The 17,191-nt window shown below is 57.2% G+C and carries 16 protein-coding genes; 11 read left to right on the forward strand and 5 right to left on the reverse strand.

Annotated features, from left to right (window positions below):
* Positions 1 to 318 precede the first annotated feature (318 nt).
* The 5 genes from K5Q35_RS00590 (at position 319) to K5Q35_RS00610 (ending at position 5,455) form a co-directional block, all read left to right on the forward strand.
* On the forward strand, positions 319 to 1,851 hold the full coding sequence (locus K5Q35_RS00590) for an acyl-CoA carboxylase subunit beta (RefSeq protein ID WP_013961117.1): 1,533 nt from the start codon (positions 319 to 321) through the stop codon (positions 1,849 to 1,851).
* Positions 1,852 to 1,959: 108 nt separating this feature from the next.
* The gene (locus K5Q35_RS00595) at positions 1,960 to 2,352 is read left to right on the forward strand and encodes a DUF6497 family protein (RefSeq protein WP_220798057.1); all 393 of its coding nucleotides are present in this window, start codon (positions 1,960 to 1,962) and stop codon (positions 2,350 to 2,352) included.
* Positions 2,353 to 2,431: 79 nt separating this feature from the next.
* A complete protein-coding gene (locus tag K5Q35_RS00600; protein ID WP_013961119.1) occupies positions 2,432 to 2,779 on the forward strand; it encodes a hypothetical protein in 348 nt (115 codons plus the stop codon).
* Positions 2,780 to 3,092: 313 nt separating this feature from the next.
* Positions 3,093 to 3,299 carry a hypothetical protein gene (locus K5Q35_RS00605; protein ID WP_013961120.1) on the forward strand — a complete coding sequence of 69 codons (207 nt, stop codon included), beginning with the start codon at positions 3,093 to 3,095 and terminating at the stop codon, positions 3,297 to 3,299.
* Positions 3,300 to 3,409: 110 nt separating this feature from the next.
* Entirely contained in the window at positions 3,410 to 5,455 is a 2,046-nt protein-coding gene (locus K5Q35_RS00610; protein WP_220798058.1) for an acetyl/propionyl/methylcrotonyl-CoA carboxylase subunit alpha, read from the forward strand.
* 52 nt (positions 5,456 to 5,507) lie between these two features.
* Here the strand turns inward: K5Q35_RS00610 and K5Q35_RS00615 are convergent, their stop codons facing one another.
* Positions 5,508 to 5,963 (reverse strand): DUF4174 domain-containing protein, encoded by a 456-nt coding sequence (locus tag K5Q35_RS00615; RefSeq protein WP_220798059.1) that lies wholly within the window; start codon positions 5,961 to 5,963, stop codon positions 5,508 to 5,510.
* 99 nt (positions 5,964 to 6,062) lie between these two features.
* Between K5Q35_RS00615 and K5Q35_RS00620 the strand changes: the two genes are divergently transcribed.
* The 6 genes from K5Q35_RS00620 to K5Q35_RS00645 all read left to right on the forward strand — a co-directional run bounded on the left by K5Q35_RS00620 (position 6,063) and on the right by K5Q35_RS00645 (position 11,402).
* Positions 6,063 to 7,052: a hypothetical protein gene (locus tag K5Q35_RS00620; RefSeq protein ID WP_259650423.1), complete on the forward strand. Its 990-nt coding sequence runs from the start codon at positions 6,063 to 6,065 to the stop codon at positions 7,050 to 7,052.
* A complete protein-coding gene (gene scpA, locus K5Q35_RS00625; RefSeq protein WP_220798060.1) occupies positions 7,015 to 9,144 on the forward strand; it encodes a methylmalonyl-CoA mutase in 2,130 nt (709 codons plus the stop codon). Before K5Q35_RS00620 ends, scpA begins: the two co-directional genes overlap by 38 nt.
* Positions 9,141 to 9,758: a VOC family protein gene (locus tag K5Q35_RS00630; RefSeq protein WP_220798061.1), complete on the forward strand. Its 618-nt coding sequence runs from the start codon at positions 9,141 to 9,143 to the stop codon at positions 9,756 to 9,758. Before scpA ends, K5Q35_RS00630 begins: the two co-directional genes overlap by 4 nt.
* Complete coding sequence (locus K5Q35_RS00635; RefSeq protein ID WP_220798062.1) at positions 9,755 to 10,231, forward strand: GNAT family N-acetyltransferase; 477 nt, start codon at positions 9,755 to 9,757, stop codon at positions 10,229 to 10,231. Before K5Q35_RS00630 ends, K5Q35_RS00635 begins: the two co-directional genes overlap by 4 nt.
* Positions 10,232 to 10,282: 51 nt before the next feature.
* On the forward strand, positions 10,283 to 10,963 hold the full coding sequence (locus K5Q35_RS00640; protein WP_013961127.1) for a molecular chaperone DjiA: 681 nt from the start codon (positions 10,283 to 10,285) through the stop codon (positions 10,961 to 10,963).
* Between the two features lie 109 nt (positions 10,964 to 11,072).
* A complete protein-coding gene (locus K5Q35_RS00645; protein ID WP_220798063.1) occupies positions 11,073 to 11,402 on the forward strand; it encodes a hypothetical protein in 330 nt (109 codons plus the stop codon).
* Here K5Q35_RS00645 and ppx read toward each other — a convergent pair.
* From ppx to K5Q35_RS00665, 4 genes are all read right to left on the reverse strand, one after another.
* Complete coding sequence (ppx, locus tag K5Q35_RS00650) at positions 11,399 to 12,961, reverse strand: exopolyphosphatase (protein WP_013961129.1); 1,563 nt, start codon at positions 12,959 to 12,961, stop codon at positions 11,399 to 11,401. The two genes, K5Q35_RS00645 and ppx, sit on opposite strands and share 4 nt — an antisense overlap.
* A 106-nt stretch (positions 12,962 to 13,067) precedes the next feature.
* The gene (locus K5Q35_RS00655; protein ID WP_013961130.1) at positions 13,068 to 15,242 is read right to left on the reverse strand and encodes an RNA degradosome polyphosphate kinase; all 2,175 of its coding nucleotides are present in this window, start codon (positions 15,240 to 15,242) and stop codon (positions 13,068 to 13,070) included.
* A gap of 40 nt (positions 15,243 to 15,282) precedes the next feature.
* Positions 15,283 to 15,966: a chromosomal replication initiator DnaA gene (locus K5Q35_RS00660; RefSeq protein ID WP_220798064.1), complete on the reverse strand. Its 684-nt coding sequence runs from the start codon at positions 15,964 to 15,966 to the stop codon at positions 15,283 to 15,285.
* 1 nt (position 15,967) lies between these two features.
* Positions 15,968 to 17,035 (reverse strand): AI-2E family transporter, encoded by a 1,068-nt coding sequence (locus tag K5Q35_RS00665; protein ID WP_013961132.1) that lies wholly within the window; start codon positions 17,033 to 17,035, stop codon positions 15,968 to 15,970.
* Positions 17,036 to 17,191 lie beyond the last annotated feature (156 nt).

Here is a 17,191-nt window from a genome sequence, read left to right on the forward strand (position 1 = left end):
TAGGACCGTCAGCCTGAACAGTTGTGCCGTAAGCTCCCGTCAGAACAAGGGGTCGCGCAGGGTGTGGTTTTCTTAAGTATTTGAGAAACAAATGGTGGTACAATTCCAACGGTCACTGGCATTGTTCTGAAATGAACAAATTGCTCGAGCAAAAGGCGACCTCATACGGACCCGTAAACGCGTTCTACGAGACACGCGGCTTCGCAAGTTTGCAGTTTGCAATGTGCATCGTGAATAAAATTTGCAAATTTGCCGTTTTATCCTTCGATTCTGATCCTCATTTCGGTAGAAGTTCGAAAACCAAAAATGGGGTCCAAAATGAAAGACATCCTTGAGCAACTCGAAGACCGGCGGGCAGCTGCCCGATTGGGTGGCGGGCAAAATCGGATCGATGCACAGCATGGCCGCGGTAAACTAACTGCACGCGAACGTGTGGATCTTTTGCTGGACGAGGGCAGCTTTGAAGAATTTGACATGTTTGTCACGCACCGCTGTACCGATTTCAACATGCAGGATCAAAAGCCTGCAGGCGATGGTGTTGTCACAGGATGGGGAACGATCAACGGACGGGTCGTCTATGTCTTTAGTCAGGATTTCACCGTTCTTGGCGGGTCTGTGTCGGAAACGCATTCGAAAAAGATCTGCAAGATCATGGATATGGCGATGCAGAATGGGGCCCCGGTAATCGGTATCAATGATTCCGGCGGTGCGCGTATTCAGGAAGGCGTCGATTCCCTTGCAGGGTATGGAGAGGTTTTCCAGCGCAACATCATGGCGTCAGGCGTTGTTCCGCAGATCAGCCTGATCATGGGGCCCTGCGCAGGCGGCGCGGTGTATTCCCCGGCGATGACGGACTTCATCTTTATGGTGAAAGACAGCTCATATATGTTCGTGACGGGGCCTGATGTGGTCAAGACGGTCACGAATGAACATGTCTCCGCAGAAGAGCTAGGCGGGGCAACGACGCATACCCGCAAATCATCTGTCGCAGATGCCGCGTTTGAGAACGACGTCGAAGCGCTGGCAGAAGTGCGTCGCTTGGTCGACTTTTTGCCTCTGAACAACCGCGAAAAACCCCCGGTGCGGCCCTTCTTTGATGACCCGGACCGGATTGAACCCTCGCTTGACACGCTTGTTCCCGACAATCCGAACACGCCCTATGACATGAAAGAGCTGATCCATAAATTGGCGGACGAGGGCGATTTTTACGAAATTCAGGAAGAGTTTGCAAAAAACATCATCACGGGTTTCATTCGTCTTGAGGGTCGCACGGTAGGTGTTGTTGCAAACCAGCCGCTTGTTCTGGCGGGCTGTCTGGATATTGACAGCTCACGCAAAGCGGCGCGCTTCGTGCGCTTTTGCGACGCTTTCGAAATCCCGTTGCTCACGTTGATTGATGTGCCCGGCTTTTTGCCCGGCACCAGTCAAGAATATGCTGGTGTGATCAAGCATGGTGCCAAGCTGCTTTACGCGTATGGTGAAGCAACGGTTCCGATGGTGACAGTCATCACGCGCAAAGCCTATGGCGGTGCCTATGTGGTGATGTCATCCAAGCATCTGCGCGCAGATTTCAACTACGCCTGGCCAACCGCTGAAATCGCGGTGATGGGGGCAAAAGGGGCCACTGAGATTATTCACCGTGCCGATTTGGGCGACGCTGAGAAAATCGCGCAACATACGTCTGACTACGAAGAGCGTTTTGCCAATCCCTTTGTCGCCTCTGAGCGGGGGTTTGTGGATGAGGTGATCCAGCCGCGCAGCACCCGAAAGCGTGTCGCTCGTGCCTTTGCGTCATTGCGAAACAAGTCGGTGCAAATGCCGTGGAAAAAACACGACAATATACCCCTGTAAGGTGTTGTGAATTATGATTTTTCATAATTTTCCTGAAGTGCTGGAACATGTATCGCCGTCTTCCCGCGGCGTTCAGGTCGATGGCTGGATGGCGATGACGGGGCGGAAATGTCTGTTGCGGTGATGTTATCAGGTGTGGGCGGAGTGGTTCACCAAAACGCATCCGTGCAGGACGTGCCCTCTGGTCAGGTCATTGATCTGTTTGAAGTACTGATCGATCAGGTGGGTGAAGAAGCCTGGCTGCGCTTTCGGTTCCTGGCGCCGGGCATCGGTCGAAACGAATTCGATCTGTCATTTGCGCAGGTGGAGGGTGACTTTGAGCATTTGTGCAATACGGTGGCGCTGCCTTACATGCAGCAGTTTGCGCTGGATACAGATGTGATTTCGATCGCGATGATGAACCGGCCGTTAGAGTTTGGCGAGTCGGATGCGCAAGCTACTCAATACGTTGAAGCGTTTCGCGTGGTTGATGGTGCCTGTGCGTGGAAGGATTTGTGGTGATGGAGCGGTGCCAGCGGCTCAGGCGTTTAGAAACGCCCTATGCGAAACGTGACGTGACACATAATGTAAGTGGCGTAATATGCTGAAACACAAAGGGTTTCCAGGTCGACTTCCGGGAACGGATTATCACTTCACGTTGCGCAGATTTAACCCTCGCGGCGTGACGCCATTGTCCCGTCGTGAACGGTTTCATGACCGGAAACCGGCGGACCGTCGTGCTGATGCGGCGTTTTTCAAAGCGCTGTGGTTGCATTTTGGCGCGGAACCTTTCGAGCGTGGGAATCTCGATGCGGGTCGGCTGTCCTGGCTTTTTGGGCGAGAGGTGATTGCCGCGACTGATCCGTTTGATCCTGCGAGCTACGAATCCATGTTGGTCATCGACGAAAACGTGGCACGTTCATCTTTCCCGGAGGCATTCGAGCAATGATCGGCATGATCTCGCCTGAACACGTCCCGGAGCGGCGGGTCTTGGCCTGCGCGCCAATTTTTTCGGAATTTCAGCTTTATTTTTCAACCGAGGCGTGTATCGATAGGAGGGCAGGTGTTTGCGCATATCCCCGTACGGCACCTGTGTACACTATTCGTACCCCTTCCCCTGACGGGCAACGCGGCGCTTTTTTGCCTTCGTTGCCCGTCTTTTTGAGTACGTTGCGCATCTGTGGTATTGTGTCAGTGAGGCAGTGGAAAAACACATCTGTCCCACCCAAAGAACAAAAAAACAATCTCAGAGGAATTCGAGAATGCAGATCAAAGCAATTGCGTTTGTCATGGCGGCAGGTTTCAGTCTTGCGGCCTGCGGCGATTCAATCGGTGAACAGGCCGTCGGGGGGGCTGCCATCGGCGCCGGTGCAGCGGTCATCACAAACAACGGTCTTGCCAAGGGGGCGGCGCTTGGAGCGGGCGCAAACGTGCTTTTCTGCCAGCTCAGCCCCGGTCAGTGTAACTAAAACCCACACCCAAGTTCCGACGCAGAAACCGCGCGAGCCCCGCTTGCGCGGTCCTTTGTCGTGTCTTGGCGTCATCCAGAAATATTCGTCCTGCTACAGAAAGACTTCACATGTTCAATAAGATCCTGATTGCCAACCGCGGAGAAATTGCCTGTCGTGTCATCAAGACTGCGCGGAAGATGGGAATAACCACTGTAGCGATCTATTCCGACGCGGACCGGCAGGCGTTGCATGTCCAGATGGCGGATGAAGCGGTGCATATCGGGCCGCCGCCTGCAAACCAGTCCTACATCGTGATCGACAAAGTCATGGAAGCGGTCAAGGCGAGCGGCGCTCAGGCGGTTCATCCGGGCTATGGCTTTTTGTCCGAGAACGCCAAATTTGCGCAGGCGCTTGAGGCGGCGGGCGTTGCTTTTGTCGGGCCGCCCGTAGGTGCGATCGAAAAGATGGGCGACAAGATCACATCAAAGAAGATCGCGCAGGAGGCCGGAGTGAGCACCGTGCCGGGTTATATGGGCCTGATTGAAGACGCAGAGGATGCGGTTAAGATATCCAATCAGGTTGGATACCCGGTGATGATCAAGGCGTCCGCAGGTGGCGGCGGCAAAGGCATGCGGATCGCCTGGAATGACGATGAAGCGCGCGAGGGATTTCAATCCTCAAAAAATGAGGCGGCGAACTCCTTTGGCGATGACCGCATTTTTATCGAAAAATTCGTCACACAGCCGCGGCACATCGAAATTCAGGTGCTCTGCGACACCCATGGTAACGGCATCTATCTGGGCGAGCGGGAATGTTCGATCCAGCGCCGCAACCAGAAAGTCGTCGAAGAAGCCCCAAGCCCGTTTCTGGACGAGGCCACCCGCAAGGCCATGGGTGAGCAGGCCGTCGCTCTGGCGCAGGCGGTCGGATATGCCTCGGCGGGCACGGTTGAGTTCATTGTGGATGGGGACAAGAATTTCTATTTCCTCGAAATGAACACGCGGTTGCAGGTGGAGCATCCAGTGACCGAATTGATCACCGGTGTTGATCTGGTCGAACAGATGATCCGTGTGGCCAATGGTGAAAAGCTGTCGATCACGCAGGACGATGTCACGCTGACCGGCTGGGCGATTGAAAACCGGCTTTATGCCGAAGACCCCTATCGCGGATTTTTGCCGTCCATCGGGCGGCTGACGCGCTATCGTCCGCCGGCGGAAATCGCGGCAGGGCCTTTGCTTGAGCAGAAAACATGGCAGGGGGATGCCCCGGCGGGCGAGATGGCCGTGCGCAATGACACAGGCGTCTATGAGGGCGGCGAGATCAGCATGTATTACGACCCGATGATCGCCAAACTATGCACTTGGGCGCCGACGCGGGCAGAAGCCATTGAGAAGATGCGCGTTGCGCTGGACAGTTTCGAGGTTGAAGGCATCGGGCATAACCTGCCGTTCCTGTCGGCGGTCATGGATCATCCCAAATTCGTGTCGGGGGAAATGACCACGGCCTTTATCGCCGAAGAGTACCCGGACGGGTTTGAAGGGGTCGACTTGCCTGAGGCTGAGTTGCGCCGCATTGCAGCGGCTTGCGCCGCGATGCACCGGGTGGCTGAAATCCGCCGCGCGCGGGTGTCTGGCCGCATGGACAACCACGAACGCAAGGTCGGCAGCGACTGGAATGCGCATCTTCAGGGCCATTCGTTTGACCTCAAGATTGACGCGGATCAGGACGGTGCGACGGTGTTGTTCGAGGATGGTGAAAGCCTGCGCGTGTCGGGTCAATGGACACCGGGGGATCAATTGGCCGAGATGACGGTCGCAGATGCGCCGTTAATCCTGAAGGTTGGCAAGGTATCGGGGGGCTTTCGCATCCGCACCCGCGGCGCGGATATCAAGGTTCATATTCGCACGCCGCGACAGGCGGAACTGGCGCGCAAGATGCCTGAGAAACTGCCGCCGGATACATCGAAAATGCTGCTCTGCCCGATGCCGGGTCTGATGGTCAAACTGGACGTTGCCGTCGGGGACGAGGTGCAGGAAGGTCAGGCGCTGTGCACAATCGAGGCGATGAAGATGGAGAACATCCTGCGTGCGGAACGCAAAGGCACCGTGACCAAGGTGAATGCCGACGCAGGTGACAGTCTTGCGGTGGATGATGTGATCATGGAGTTCGAATAAACGCGATGCCTAAGTGTCCGTCGCCGCAGATTTTCAGGAAAGGTGCCGCGCGCTACCCTTCGGCGGCGCGCGCTTTTTCCTCGCGGATTTCGCGTTGGCGGATGGGCATCTTGTCAATGCTGCGGCTGACTTCACGCACATCCAAGGGGAAAGGTTTGCGCACGTTGACCGTGCCCTCTTTGTTGATCAGGACCAGCATGAAATTACGCGGGCGCAGTTTGCGCCGCAGGTCTGACAGCGGTTCGGGGTTGGTATCGGTGATCACGACGACGTCGCGCGCCATTAATTCGTCGGGCCTTTCGCGCAAAAGCTTCATTTGTTCGACGAAGGCAGGGTCCAGATCCGAATCTGCAAAAACGACCACTGGTCTTTTTTTCCACTTGAATTGTTTCAAATCCACTTCATCCATGGAAAAGAACAGTTGTTCGCTCGCAGGTACCTCGCCATTCTCGGCACTCAGGGGAGAGGTAAAAAGGGCTGCTAAAACAAAGGGTAATAGTGTTTTCATTGTGTCTCCTGTTGCAGCTAATATAGGCCGGTTTTTTCAAGATGCGATGGTGTTGTCGTGCAAATTTGGCATTAAAACTGCAGCAACGGATTTGGTGTAATGCAAACAGGTACCCCAATACCCCGGCCGACAGGGGCGGCCTATGCTCAGCGGGTCAATTGCGCTATGGACATCATTCTGCATATCGGGGCGCATCGCACCGGCACTGCAAGTTTTCAGGACTATCTGCGCCGCCATGTTGGGGAACTGTCGGCGCGCCAAATCGCATGTTACGAACCGGTCAGGGCCAAAGACGGCTCGTCCACGCAGGGGCTTGCGATGGGAGATATGAAGGCGCAGGTTTCGGTTTCTGTGCAAAGCCAGATGGATCAAGCCCGCCAAAAGGGCATGCAATCCATGCTGCTCAGCGATGCCGACATGCTCGGAACGCTGGCGCAGAATGTTGAAAAGCGAAGTCTTTATCCGGCAGCGGGCGTTGGTCTGAAGCGGCTTGCTGCTGCGTTGGACATCGAAATATCCACCGTTTTGGTGAGCATTCGCAGTCTCGAACTATATTGGTGTTCGGCGCTCGCGCATGGTATTTCCCAAGGGCTGGAGGTGCCTGAGCGTGACGCTTTGGCACAAATCGCGCATGCAACGCGCGGCTGGCGTGATGTGATAACTGATATTTCGGATGCCCTGCCGCAGACGAAGATCGCCGTTTTGCCTTTTGAGAAATTCATCGGGCGACCCGATGCGGTCTTGGCGCGGGGGGCTGGTTTGGATGCGCCTTTCGATACAGAGCGGTCATGGTTGAACCGCATGCCGACCCTGCCTGATCTGCGGCGGGTGTTGAATGATCGCGGTGCCGCTTCGGCGGACTTGCCCTTTGGCATGGGACGCTGGAACCCATTTACAAATGAAGAGCATGCGGCCCTGCGGGAAGTCTATGCCGATGATATGATGTGGTTGACGGCGGGCGCTGACGGCCGCGCCACGCTGATAGAGGATCGTCATCCGGAAAGAGCAGGGTCAACCCTGCCGCGGTTGACACAAAACAAAGGACAACAAGATGAGCTCGACAAAAGACAACTGGCGCGCCCTGGCTGAAGCTGAATTGCGCGGCCGCCCGATTGACGACCTGACGTGGCGCACGCTTGAAGGGATCGACGTCCAGCCGATCTATACCGAAGAAGACCTGGCTGACGTCAAACACCTTGGCTCAACGCCCGGCGCCGCACCTTATACAAGGGGCGTAAAGGCGACGATGTATGCGGGACGTCCCTGGACCATCCGGCAGTATGCAGGATTCTCCACGGCAGAAGAATCCAACGCGTTTTACCGTCAGGCGCTGGCCAATGGGCAGCAGGGTGTTTCGGTGGCCTTTGATCTGGCGACGCATCGCGGTTATGACAGCGACCACGAACGTGTTGAGGGCGACGTGGGCAAGGCGGGCGTGGCGATCGACAGCATTGAGGATATGAAAATCCTCTTTGACGGCATCCCGCTTGATAAAGTGTCCGTTTCCATGACGATGAATGGTGCGGTAATCCCGATCCTTGCGAACTTTATCGTCGCTGGTGAAGAGCAGGGACATGATCGCGCGGTGCTTTCGGGGACGATCCAGAACGACATCCTCAAGGAATTCATGGTGCGCAACACCTATGTCTATCCGCCCGAACCTTCGATGCGGATCATCGCGGATATCATCGAATATACCTCTGCCGAGATGCCGAAATTCAACTCGATCTCCATCTCCGGCTATCACATGCAGGAGGCGGGGGCGAACCTCGTGCAGGAACTTGCCTTTACCCTAGCCGATGGGCGTGAATACGTCCGCGCCGCGATTGAGCGGGGCATGGATGTGGACAAATTCGCCGGACGGCTCAGTTTCTTTTTCGCCATTGGCATGAACTTTTTTATGGAAGCGGCCAAGCTGCGCGCCGCGCGCTTGCTCTGGTCGCGGATTATGGAGGAGTTCGAACCGAAAAACCCCAAATCCTCGATGTTGCGCACTCATTGCCAGACCTCCGGCGTGAGCCTGCAGGAACAAGACCCCTATAATAACGTGATCCGCACCGCCTATGAAGCGATGAGCGCGGTCTTGGGTGGGACACAATCCCTGCATACCAATGCACTGGATGAAGCGATCGCGCTGCCTACCGAAAACTCAAGCCGCATTGCCCGTAACACCCAGTTGATTTTGCAGGAAGAAACGGGTGTGACCAATGTGGTCGATCCCTTGGCCGGGTCCTACTATGTCGAAAAGCTGACCCATGATCTGGCCGAGGCGGCGTGGCAGTTGATCGAAGAGGTTGAGGAAATGGGCGGCATGACTAAGGCCGTGGCCAGCGGCATGCCCAAATTGCGCATCGAAGAGGCCGCCGCCACCCGTCAGGCCAACATTGACCGGGGCACCGAAGTGATTGTCGGGGTCAACAAATACCGCCGCGACAAAGAGGACCTGATCGATATTCTGGACATCGACAACGCCGCTGTGCGTCAAAGCCAGATTGCGCGGTTGGAAAAGGTGAGAGAGGCGCGGGACAGCGCCGCCTGTGACGCCACCCTCGAAGAGTTGAGCCGCCGCGCTGCGGAAGGTGGCAACCTTTTGGAAGCCGCAGTTGAAGCCGCCCGCGCCCGCGCGACAGTAGGAGAGATCAGCATGGCGATGGAAAAGATATTTGGCCGTCACAGAGCCGAAGTAAAAACCCTCGCTGGTGTCTATGGCGCGGCCTATGAGGGGGACGAAGGCTTTGCCGCCATCCAGAAATCGGTCGAGGCCTTTGCCGAAACCGAAGGGCGCAGGCCCCGTATGCTGGTCGTGAAAATGGGTCAGGACGGGCATGACCGCGGGGCCAAGGTGATCGCGACCGCTTTCGCCGACATCGGCTTTGATGTGGACGTTGGACCGCTCTTTCAGACGCCTGCCGAGGCGGCGCAGGACGCTGTTGACAACGATGTGCATGTGATCGGGATCAGCAGCCAGGCGGCGGGCCACAAGACACTGGCACCGCAATTGGTGAGCGCCCTGAAAGAAGCGGGTGCGGAGGATATTCTGGTGATCTGCGGGGGTGTGATCCCGCAACAGGATTACCAGTACCTCTATGATGCGGGGGTCAAGGCCATTTTCGGCCCCGGTACGAACATCCCCAAAGCTGCGCAGGACATTCTCAAACTGATAGCACAGGCGCGCCATTGATCACTTTTGACCACATTGCCATCGCTGGTGAAACGCTGGAGGCGGCGCGCGCTTACGTCGAAGACGCGCTTGGCGTGACCCTTCAAGACGGGGGCGCGCATGATGTGTTTTTCACGCATAACGCATTGCTCGGCCTTGAAGACGGGCTTTATCTTGAGGCGATTGCCATCAACCCGCATGCGCCACAGCCAGATCGACCAAGGTGGTTTGATCTGGACCGCTTCAAGGGCGCGCCGCGTCTGACAAACTGGATATGTCGGACGGATGACCTGCGCAATACGCTGGAAAAGCTGCCGGCGGGGTTCGGAACGCCGGTCGCTTTGAAACGGGGTGATTTGCGCTGGCAGATGGCGGTGCCGCAAGACGGTATCCTGCCCTTTGATAATTGCGGCCCGGCTTTGATCGAATGGCAATCCGCGCCGCATCCGGCGGAACGGCTGCGGCCCAGTGGCATCACACTGCGCCGTTTGACGATCACGCATCCACAGGCGGACGGTCTGAATGCTGCGTTGAGGGGGCATATGCAGGACGACCGTATCGTGATCGAAACCGGCCCTGTGGGCATGCATGCAGAATTTGACACACCGCACGGGTTGCGTACACTCGGGTCATGATCAGGCCCGCGTCACCGGAGGACAGTTCAGCCATTGTCGCCTTGTGGAATTGGATGATCCAAGACACATTGGCGACTTTCACCACCACGACAAAGACGCGGGCAGAGCTTGAAACCCGGATTACCGCGCAGCCTTCGCAGTTTTATGTCGCGGAAAACAAGGGTGTTTTTGCAGGTTTCGTGACCTTCGGCCCGTTTCGACCCGGGCCGGGCTATGCAGCCACGGTCGAACATACCATCATCATTGATCCAAAGGCGCATGGGTTTGGTATCGGGCGCGCGCTCATGGCGCAGGCTGAAACCGCTGCCCACGCGGCTGGTAAAAAGGTCATGATTGGCGCGATCAGCAGTCACAATCCAGCGGCGATCAGATTTCATGAAAGGCTGGAGTACATGAAGGTTGGGCATCTTCCCGGAGTTGGGCACAAACAGGGGCACTGGCTAGACCTCATTCTGATGCAGAAAAACCTCTGATAGCTGCGTTGATGGCCTGACAGTCCGCACCGCAGGGGCTATGGTCTGCCCATGTCTATTTGGTCCCGCATTACTGACGCGCTTTCCGCCCTAACAGCTGGCGAAGGGCTGTCGGCCGTTTTTGACCGGCTGCGCAGCCCGCCTGAGCGGTCAGTGGCCTTTACGATTGCGGTGATTGCCTTGGGGGCCAAGATGGCCAAGGCGGACGGGCGGGTAACCCGCGATGAAGTGACGGCATTTCGCGAAGTTTTTCGTATCGCTGCGCAGGATGAGGCCGGGGCGGCCAAGGTGTTCAACCTTGCACGTCAGGATGCGGCGGGCTTCGAAGAATATGCACAGCGCATCGGCACCATGTTCAGCGGGCAGCCGGAAACACTGCGCGATCTTCTCGAGGGGTTGTTTCATATCGCAATGGCGGATGGCTTTTATCATCCCAACGAGAACGCGTTTCTGGAAAAGGTGACCAGCATTTTTGGCATACCGAAATCTGAATTCAGTACGCTGCGAATGAGATTTGCGCCCGATGCGCCACAGGACCCCTACACCGTTCTGGGCGTCACACCGGACACGCCGATCGAGGAAATACGCCAGGTGTTCCGGCGCCTTGTGCGCGAAAATCACCCAGATGCCATGATCGCGCGTGGTGTGCCCGAAGAAGCGTTGCAACTTGCGCAAAAACGCATGTCTGACATCAATAAAGCATGGGACGATATACGTGCGGAAAACGGCTGATGTGCTTATATGATTAAGGTTCCGTAGGGTGGCGCCGCCTCTGCGCAATCGTATGTCGCCGGAGTGATCTGAGCTGTCAGAATCGCGGGCGGCTTGCTATTGTTGCGCCATGAAAAAGATATTCGCAGCTCTTTTTGTTTTGTCGGTGGCTGGTCATTCGGCTGTGGCGCAGGAAGGGGATGGATCGTCCCTGATGGAACGAGGCGCGCAGCAGTTTCTCGAAGGGTTGCTGCAAGAGATGCAGCCCGCATGGGAGGAAATGCGCAGCTTCATGGAAGAAATGGGCCCCGCGATGATGGGTCTGATGGAAGAGGTCAAAGACTGGTCCGTCTATGGGCCACCGGAAATGCTGGAAAACGGCGACATCATCATTCGCCGCAAACCAGAAGGCAGCCCGATCCCCGAGCAAACGGAGCCCGTCCCACAGATCGAGCTTTAGCGCAGTTTTTTCACCTCGAGGCTGGCCTCAAGCGAGGCGGCGAGGGACATGAGCCGCGCCTCTGCGACCTCTCCGAACAGAGGGATCATGTCAGGTGTGAGGCTCAGTTGCAGGTGTTTTTTCTTTGGAAACCAACGTAACGTGCCCCGCTTAGCGTCTTGCGTCATCCAGAGCATGGCACCAAAGCGCATGGCCTTGCCAAGTATCTCGGCCTGACGTCGTTCGGCGTCGTCAATCAAATCATAAAGCTCGGCAAAACGCGTCCCTTCGCGTTTGTTTGAGTAGCGATGCAGCAGCGCGAGGCCCAGAAACACCCGTTCGGAATGCTTCAGACCGCCGAGATTGGCGCGTGTTGCGTTGTCAAAACAGGTTTCGGCCCGATAATCGGGGTGCGCGCGCCAACTGACATCATGCAGCAGGCAAGCCGCTTTGATCAGCCTGCGCCGGGAGGCGGGGACAGATTTGAACAACGGGTGGATGAAGGCATAGAGGGATTTACCGAAACCCGGCATGCGGGCGTCTTTTGCTTCTGCAAACCGGCAGGATTCGATCAATGGGTCGCGATCGCGCAGACGCTGGGGCATTTGTTCATAGAGCATGCCCTCGCGAATGCCATAGCTCGAAACCGCAATATCCTTGGGCCGGAAGGTTTTCACAAGCCGGCTGAGCACCTCGGTCGCCAGCGGCACGAGGCTCATCCGCGCAGAAGAGATACCGCAAGCGCTGCGCAACTCATCGAGGTTGCTTTCTTCGATAAACTTGATGGTTGCGCTGACGGATCGCGCGGTCATGCGGTACTCATGCAGCACGTGCAACGGATAGCTCCGCCGGTGCATATCGATCCGCGCGATGGCGCGCCATGATCCGCCAACCAGAAAAAGCCTGTCACGTTGCGCGCCCATTGCCTCTTGCAAGGCCGTCATGGTTTCTCTGATATGTGTCTGGCGACCTTTCTTGCCGCCTTTTATTTCACGCAATTTCAGCGGCCCAAGGGAGGATGTGACACGGCGACCCACGCGCCCATCCGAGATTTCGGCCAGCTCCAGAGACGAGCCGCCAATATCGCAAACCAGCCCGTAAGAGCCCGGCCAGCCCAGCAAAACGCCTTGGGCAGACAGCCGCGCCTCTTCTTTTCCATCGATGACCCAGATGCGCAGCCCGGTCTCGCGCTGAACTTCGGCACAAAAATCCCGTCCGTCACTTGCATCCCTGACGGCGGCTGTGGCGACGACGGTCAGATTGGGTAATCCCATGCCCTGTGCCAGATGCTGAAAACGGCGCAGTGCATTGAGCGCGCGCAAGCGCCCCTGCGGGTTCAAGATACCGGACTCTGACAGACCTGCGCCAAGCGCACACATGATTTTTTCATTGTAGAAATATGCCGGACTGCGCGCAGCCCCATCAAAAACCACGAGCCGCACCGAGTTTGAGCCCACATCGACAACCCCGACACGCGACAATGCCCGCGCACCCGGATCACGAAAAAGCGGCTGTCCAAACAGACCGGCATCGGGATGGCTGGCATCCGGGGCTTCAGGTTTCGGATTGGTTTCGGTCATAGACCTGCAAAAGTTGTTCGCGGGCAGACTGTTCAAAAACGTCGCAGCCGTCAATGCGGATCAGGCGGTTATTTTCGCGCGCTTCGCGTTTTGTTGTGGATGGCCGTCAGTCCTCGGTATGTGTCAGCTTGGGAACGTCCGAGGCACCGGCAGACCCGCGCCCTGAAAGAGACGGGTTTTCCATAAAGAAGCGGTGACAGTTAAAGGCGAATGTTCCTTCCTGTATCGGCGGGCGTTCAAAAACGCCATCGGGCCGCATCACCCAGCTTTGTGCGACATCGGCCAGATTGGCCGCCATAATCTGGCTGACGATCTGCGCTTTGACCGTCGGGTTTTCAATTTCGACCAGCGTCTCGACGCGCCGGTTCAGGTTACGCCCCATCCAATCCGCCGATGAAATGAATACCCGCGCTTTCTTGTGAGGCAGGCCCGCGCCATTGCCAAAACAGACAATGCGGGAGTGTTCGAGAAATCGCCCGACGATGGATTTGACACGGATGTTTTCGCTTAACCCCTGCACACCGGGGCGCAAACCGCAGATGCCCCGGACCACCAGACTGATTTTGACCCCGGCAGCGCTGGCTGCATAAAGAGCGTCGATCACTTCGCTGTCGATGATGGAGTTCATCTTTGCCCAGATGGCAGCGGGGCGGCCACTGCTGGCGTGATCCGCTTCGGCGGCAATCAGTTCCAGCAGGCGCGGTTTCAGGGTTATCGGCGAAATGGCAAGGTTGTCGAGGCTTTCAGGCTGCGCATATCCAGACAGGTAATTGAAGACCTTGGTGGCGTCGCGCCCCAGCCGCGCGTCGCAGGTGAAGAACGATAGGTCCGTATAAATGCGCGCTGTAATAGGGTGATAATTGCCGGTCCCATAGTGCGTATAGGTCACCAGTTGATTGCCTTCACGCCGCACGATTGTTGAGATTTTCGCGTGGGTTTTCAGGTCAAGAAACCCGTATACGACATGTGCGCCGGCGCGTTCGAGGCGACGGGACTGGCGGATATTGGCAGCCTCGTCAAACCGGGCTTTCAACTCAACCAGCGCTGTGACCGATTTCCCGCCTTCTGCCGCTTCGCAAAGTGCTTCGACAATCGGGCTGTCACGCGATGTGCGATAAAGCGTCTGTTTGATTGCGACGACTTTCGGGTCGCGCGCGGCCTGCTGCAAAAAGCGCACCACCATATCGAACGTCTCATAAGGGTGGTGCAACAGCATGTCTTTGTTGCGGATCGCGGATAGCATGTCGCCGTCGTGGTCCGTGACCCTTTCAGGGATACGTGGGGTGAAATTGGGCCACAGCAGGTCGGGGCGTGCATCCAGCACCAATTCGGCGAGGTCGGCCATGCCCACCATCCCATCAAGCTGGATCACCTCGTCCAGATCAACGTCAAGTTCTTCCATGATCACGGATTTCAGCTTGGGCGGCGCGCCCGGCGAATGGGTCAGGCGCACAACTTCGCCGCGCCGCCGCCGTTTGAGGGCGACCTCGAATTCGCGCACGAGGTCTTCGGCTTCGTCCTCAACCTCCAGATCACTATCGCGCAGGACGCGGAATTCGAAATGCGCTTTCAGTTTATATCCGGGAAAAAGCTGCGAGATATTCATGACCAGCAGTTCTTCGAGGGGGAGGAAACGATGGCTCCCTTCGGGCGCAGGCAAGGCGACAAAGCGTTCAATCTGCGCCGGGATTGGCAGCAGGGCCTGCAACGGGCGCTTGTCACGGCTGCGCTCAAGCTGCAGGGCGAGGGCATATCCGGTGTTTGGAATGAATGGGAAAGGGTGCGCGGGATCAATCGCGAGCGGGGACAGGACGGCAAAAACCTGCGTCAGGAAAACCTCTTCGAGGTATTTCTTGTCTGCAGCAGTCAGATCATCCCGTCTGAGCACGGAGATGTTTTCGGCTTCCATATCGGCAAGCAGCGCAACAAGCACGCGTTGCTGCGTTTCCATCAGCGTGCGCGCGTCATTGTTGATCAGAACCAACTGCTCAGCCGGGGTCAGCCCGTCGGCCGCAGGTGTTGTGTTTCCAGCCATGGCCAATTCGCGCAGGCCCGCAACCCGCACGGTGTAGAACTCATCGAGGTTGGTTGCCGAGATGGACAAGAACCGCAACCGTTCCAGCAGGGGTACGCGCGGGTTCTCGGCTTCTTCCAACACGCGCCAGTTAAAGCCCAGCCAGCTCAGCTCCCGATTGAAAAACCGCTCCGGCCCGCTGGCATCCACATTGGGAAGTGCGACCGGTTCGGGAAAATCTGCGCTGAGAAAGTCTGCTTGTGTCATTTTGACCTTTTACAATAAGCATGTGTCGGCTGAATGACGTTTATCGCGCAAGCTGATCCTCTTTGTCCAGCACTGCCGCCGCAAGTTGCCGTGAGAGCGGGCGCTTTTGCGCCAGCGACGCCGCATCGAGGGCCGCAACGATCCTGCGTGCGGCTGCAAACGACCGGTCGATGCGCAAGATAAGATAGGCAATCAGGTCAGGTTTTGGCATTAACTGGCGGTCCGCGAAAAGCTTTGCAAGAACGGCCGACAACAGGGCATCGTCGGGCAGATGCAGGGATGCCGCCTGTGTCCCGTCTATCCGGCTTTTCAGATCCGGGAGTTCCAAGTGCCATGCGCCCGGCGCTGCCTCACCGGTAAAGAGCAGTGCATTGCCCTCGGCCAGCGCAAGGTTGTGCAAGTGAAACAATGCTGTCTCTGCCTCTGTGTTCCCGGCAATGGCAGGGACGTCCTCGATGGCGACAGACCGTCTTGCCAGTTCGGGGATATCCTGTGCTGCAAGGGTTTGCGCCTCGCAGATTTCCGCGCCACTCAGTGCCGCCCACACATGCGCAAGATGTGTCTTTCCCGACCCTGCGGGGCCGCTGAGCACGAGCTTGCGCCCGGGCCAGTCTTGCCAGCCTTCTATGAGGGCCACGGCGACGGCGTTCGAGGGTGCTACAAGAAAATCCGCACGTCCCAGCGCTGTGATGCCTGGCAGATCAAAGCCCAGCTGTTCAGGCACGTCAGTCTTGATCCTTGTCCGACATGCCGCGATACAGCAGTGAGCTTGTGTATTTTGCGACGCCAAACCGCGCCACGACGCCTAGAGCCGCCGCAACAGGTACCGCCACAAGCATGCCCACAAATCCAAAGAGCGCGCCAAAAACGGACAACGCCAGCAGCAGCCACACCGGGTGCAGGCCCACGGAGTTGCCGACAAGCTTGGGCGTGATCACATTGCCCTCGAGCACCTGACCCAAGGCAAAGATACCGGCGATAATGCCCACAGAGACCCAGTCGCCCCAGAACTGAAACAGCGCAAGCCCGATGGCCAATGCCCCGCCGATCAATGCCCCGAGGTAGGGGATGAAGGTAACCAGCCCGGCGATGAACCCGACGACAAGCCCGAATTGCAGCCCCGCAAGCATCAAGGCAATCGCGTAATATGTGCCGAGGATCAGGCAAACGGTGCCCATTCCGCGGATAAATGACGCCAGTACCTGATCAATCTGGGACGCAAGTTGGCGGATGGTCGGGGCATGATCACGGGGCAGCAGGCTGTCGATCTTTGCGGTCATGTTGTCCCAGTCCAGCAGCAGATATACCGCGACGACGGGCACGATCACCAACAGGATAAGGACGTTCAGCAAGGACGCCGCAGACGATAGCGCCGTTTCCAGAAGCTCGGCACCCCGGCTCTGGATGGTCTCGCCCAAGGAATGCAAAGAGCGCTGCATCGCGGAGTCTTCATCCAGCAGCGTCGGGAAGCGTTCGGTCAGAAAGGCTGTGATATTGCGGGCGTATTCTGGCGCGACATTGACCAGCTTTACGGCCTGCTCGACAAGCGCGGGGATCACGAGAAGGGCGACAATAAAGAAAACCATCATGCCGCACAGGGTTATGATCGCCGTCGCTGCCACGCGGCTCAGGCCTAGGCGTTCGAGGCGATCCGCCACTGGATCCAGAAAATAGGCAATCGCACCACCAAGAACAAAGGGCAAAAGAACATCACCCAAAAACATCAGCGCAACCAGCAGCACTGCGGTGGCAATTCCCCAATATTTCAGTTGATCCCGGATGGGCAGGGCCATGTTTCTCTCTCTCCATTTAGTGTCGTGCTGCCACATTGCTTATCGCAGGTTGCGATACAAGGGTAGCGCTGCAAAAACCTATTGCCCGTTTTAGAGACACCGCCGCCAGTTTGTAGTGTAGGTCCGCGAAAGCGGTTTGGCGATTGCGAGCCACGC

This window comes from Roseobacter sp. OBYS 0001, from assembly GCF_019654895.1.
Lineage (GTDB): Bacteria > Pseudomonadota > Alphaproteobacteria > Rhodobacterales > Rhodobacteraceae > Roseobacter > Roseobacter litoralis.

Excerpts from the sequence above, each read along its gene's own strand:
- K5Q35_RS00590 (WP_013961117.1), top strand. The coding sequence starts at position 319 with ATGAAAGACATCCTTGAGCAACTCGAAGACCGGCGGGCAGCTGCCCGA.
- K5Q35_RS00595 (WP_220798057.1), top strand. The coding sequence starts at position 1,960 with ATGTCTGTTGCGGTGATGTTATCAGGTGTGGGCGGAGTGGTTCACCAA.
- K5Q35_RS00600 (WP_013961119.1), top strand. The coding sequence starts at position 2,432 with ATGCTGAAACACAAAGGGTTTCCAGGTCGACTTCCGGGAACGGATTAT.
- K5Q35_RS00605 (WP_013961120.1), top strand. The coding sequence starts at position 3,093 with ATGCAGATCAAAGCAATTGCGTTTGTCATGGCGGCAGGTTTCAGTCTT.
- K5Q35_RS00610 (WP_220798058.1), top strand. The coding sequence starts at position 3,410 with ATGTTCAATAAGATCCTGATTGCCAACCGCGGAGAAATTGCCTGTCGT.
- K5Q35_RS00615 (WP_220798059.1), bottom strand. The coding sequence starts at position 5,963 with ATGAAAACACTATTACCCTTTGTTTTAGCAGCCCTTTTTACCTCTCCC.
- K5Q35_RS00620 (WP_259650423.1), top strand. The coding sequence starts at position 6,063 with ATGCAAACAGGTACCCCAATACCCCGGCCGACAGGGGCGGCCTATGCT.
- scpA (WP_220798060.1), top strand. The coding sequence starts at position 7,015 with ATGAGCTCGACAAAAGACAACTGGCGCGCCCTGGCTGAAGCTGAATTG.
- K5Q35_RS00635 (WP_220798062.1), top strand. The coding sequence starts at position 9,755 with ATGATCAGGCCCGCGTCACCGGAGGACAGTTCAGCCATTGTCGCCTTG.
- K5Q35_RS00640 (WP_013961127.1), top strand. The coding sequence starts at position 10,283 with ATGTCTATTTGGTCCCGCATTACTGACGCGCTTTCCGCCCTAACAGCT.
- K5Q35_RS00645 (WP_220798063.1), top strand. The coding sequence starts at position 11,073 with ATGAAAAAGATATTCGCAGCTCTTTTTGTTTTGTCGGTGGCTGGTCAT.
- ppx (WP_013961129.1), bottom strand. The coding sequence starts at position 12,961 with ATGACCGAAACCAATCCGAAACCTGAAGCCCCGGATGCCAGCCATCCC.
- K5Q35_RS00655 (WP_013961130.1), bottom strand. The coding sequence starts at position 15,242 with ATGACACAAGCAGACTTTCTCAGCGCAGATTTTCCCGAACCGGTCGCA.
- K5Q35_RS00665 (WP_013961132.1), bottom strand. The coding sequence starts at position 17,035 with ATGGCCCTGCCCATCCGGGATCAACTGAAATATTGGGGAATTGCCACC.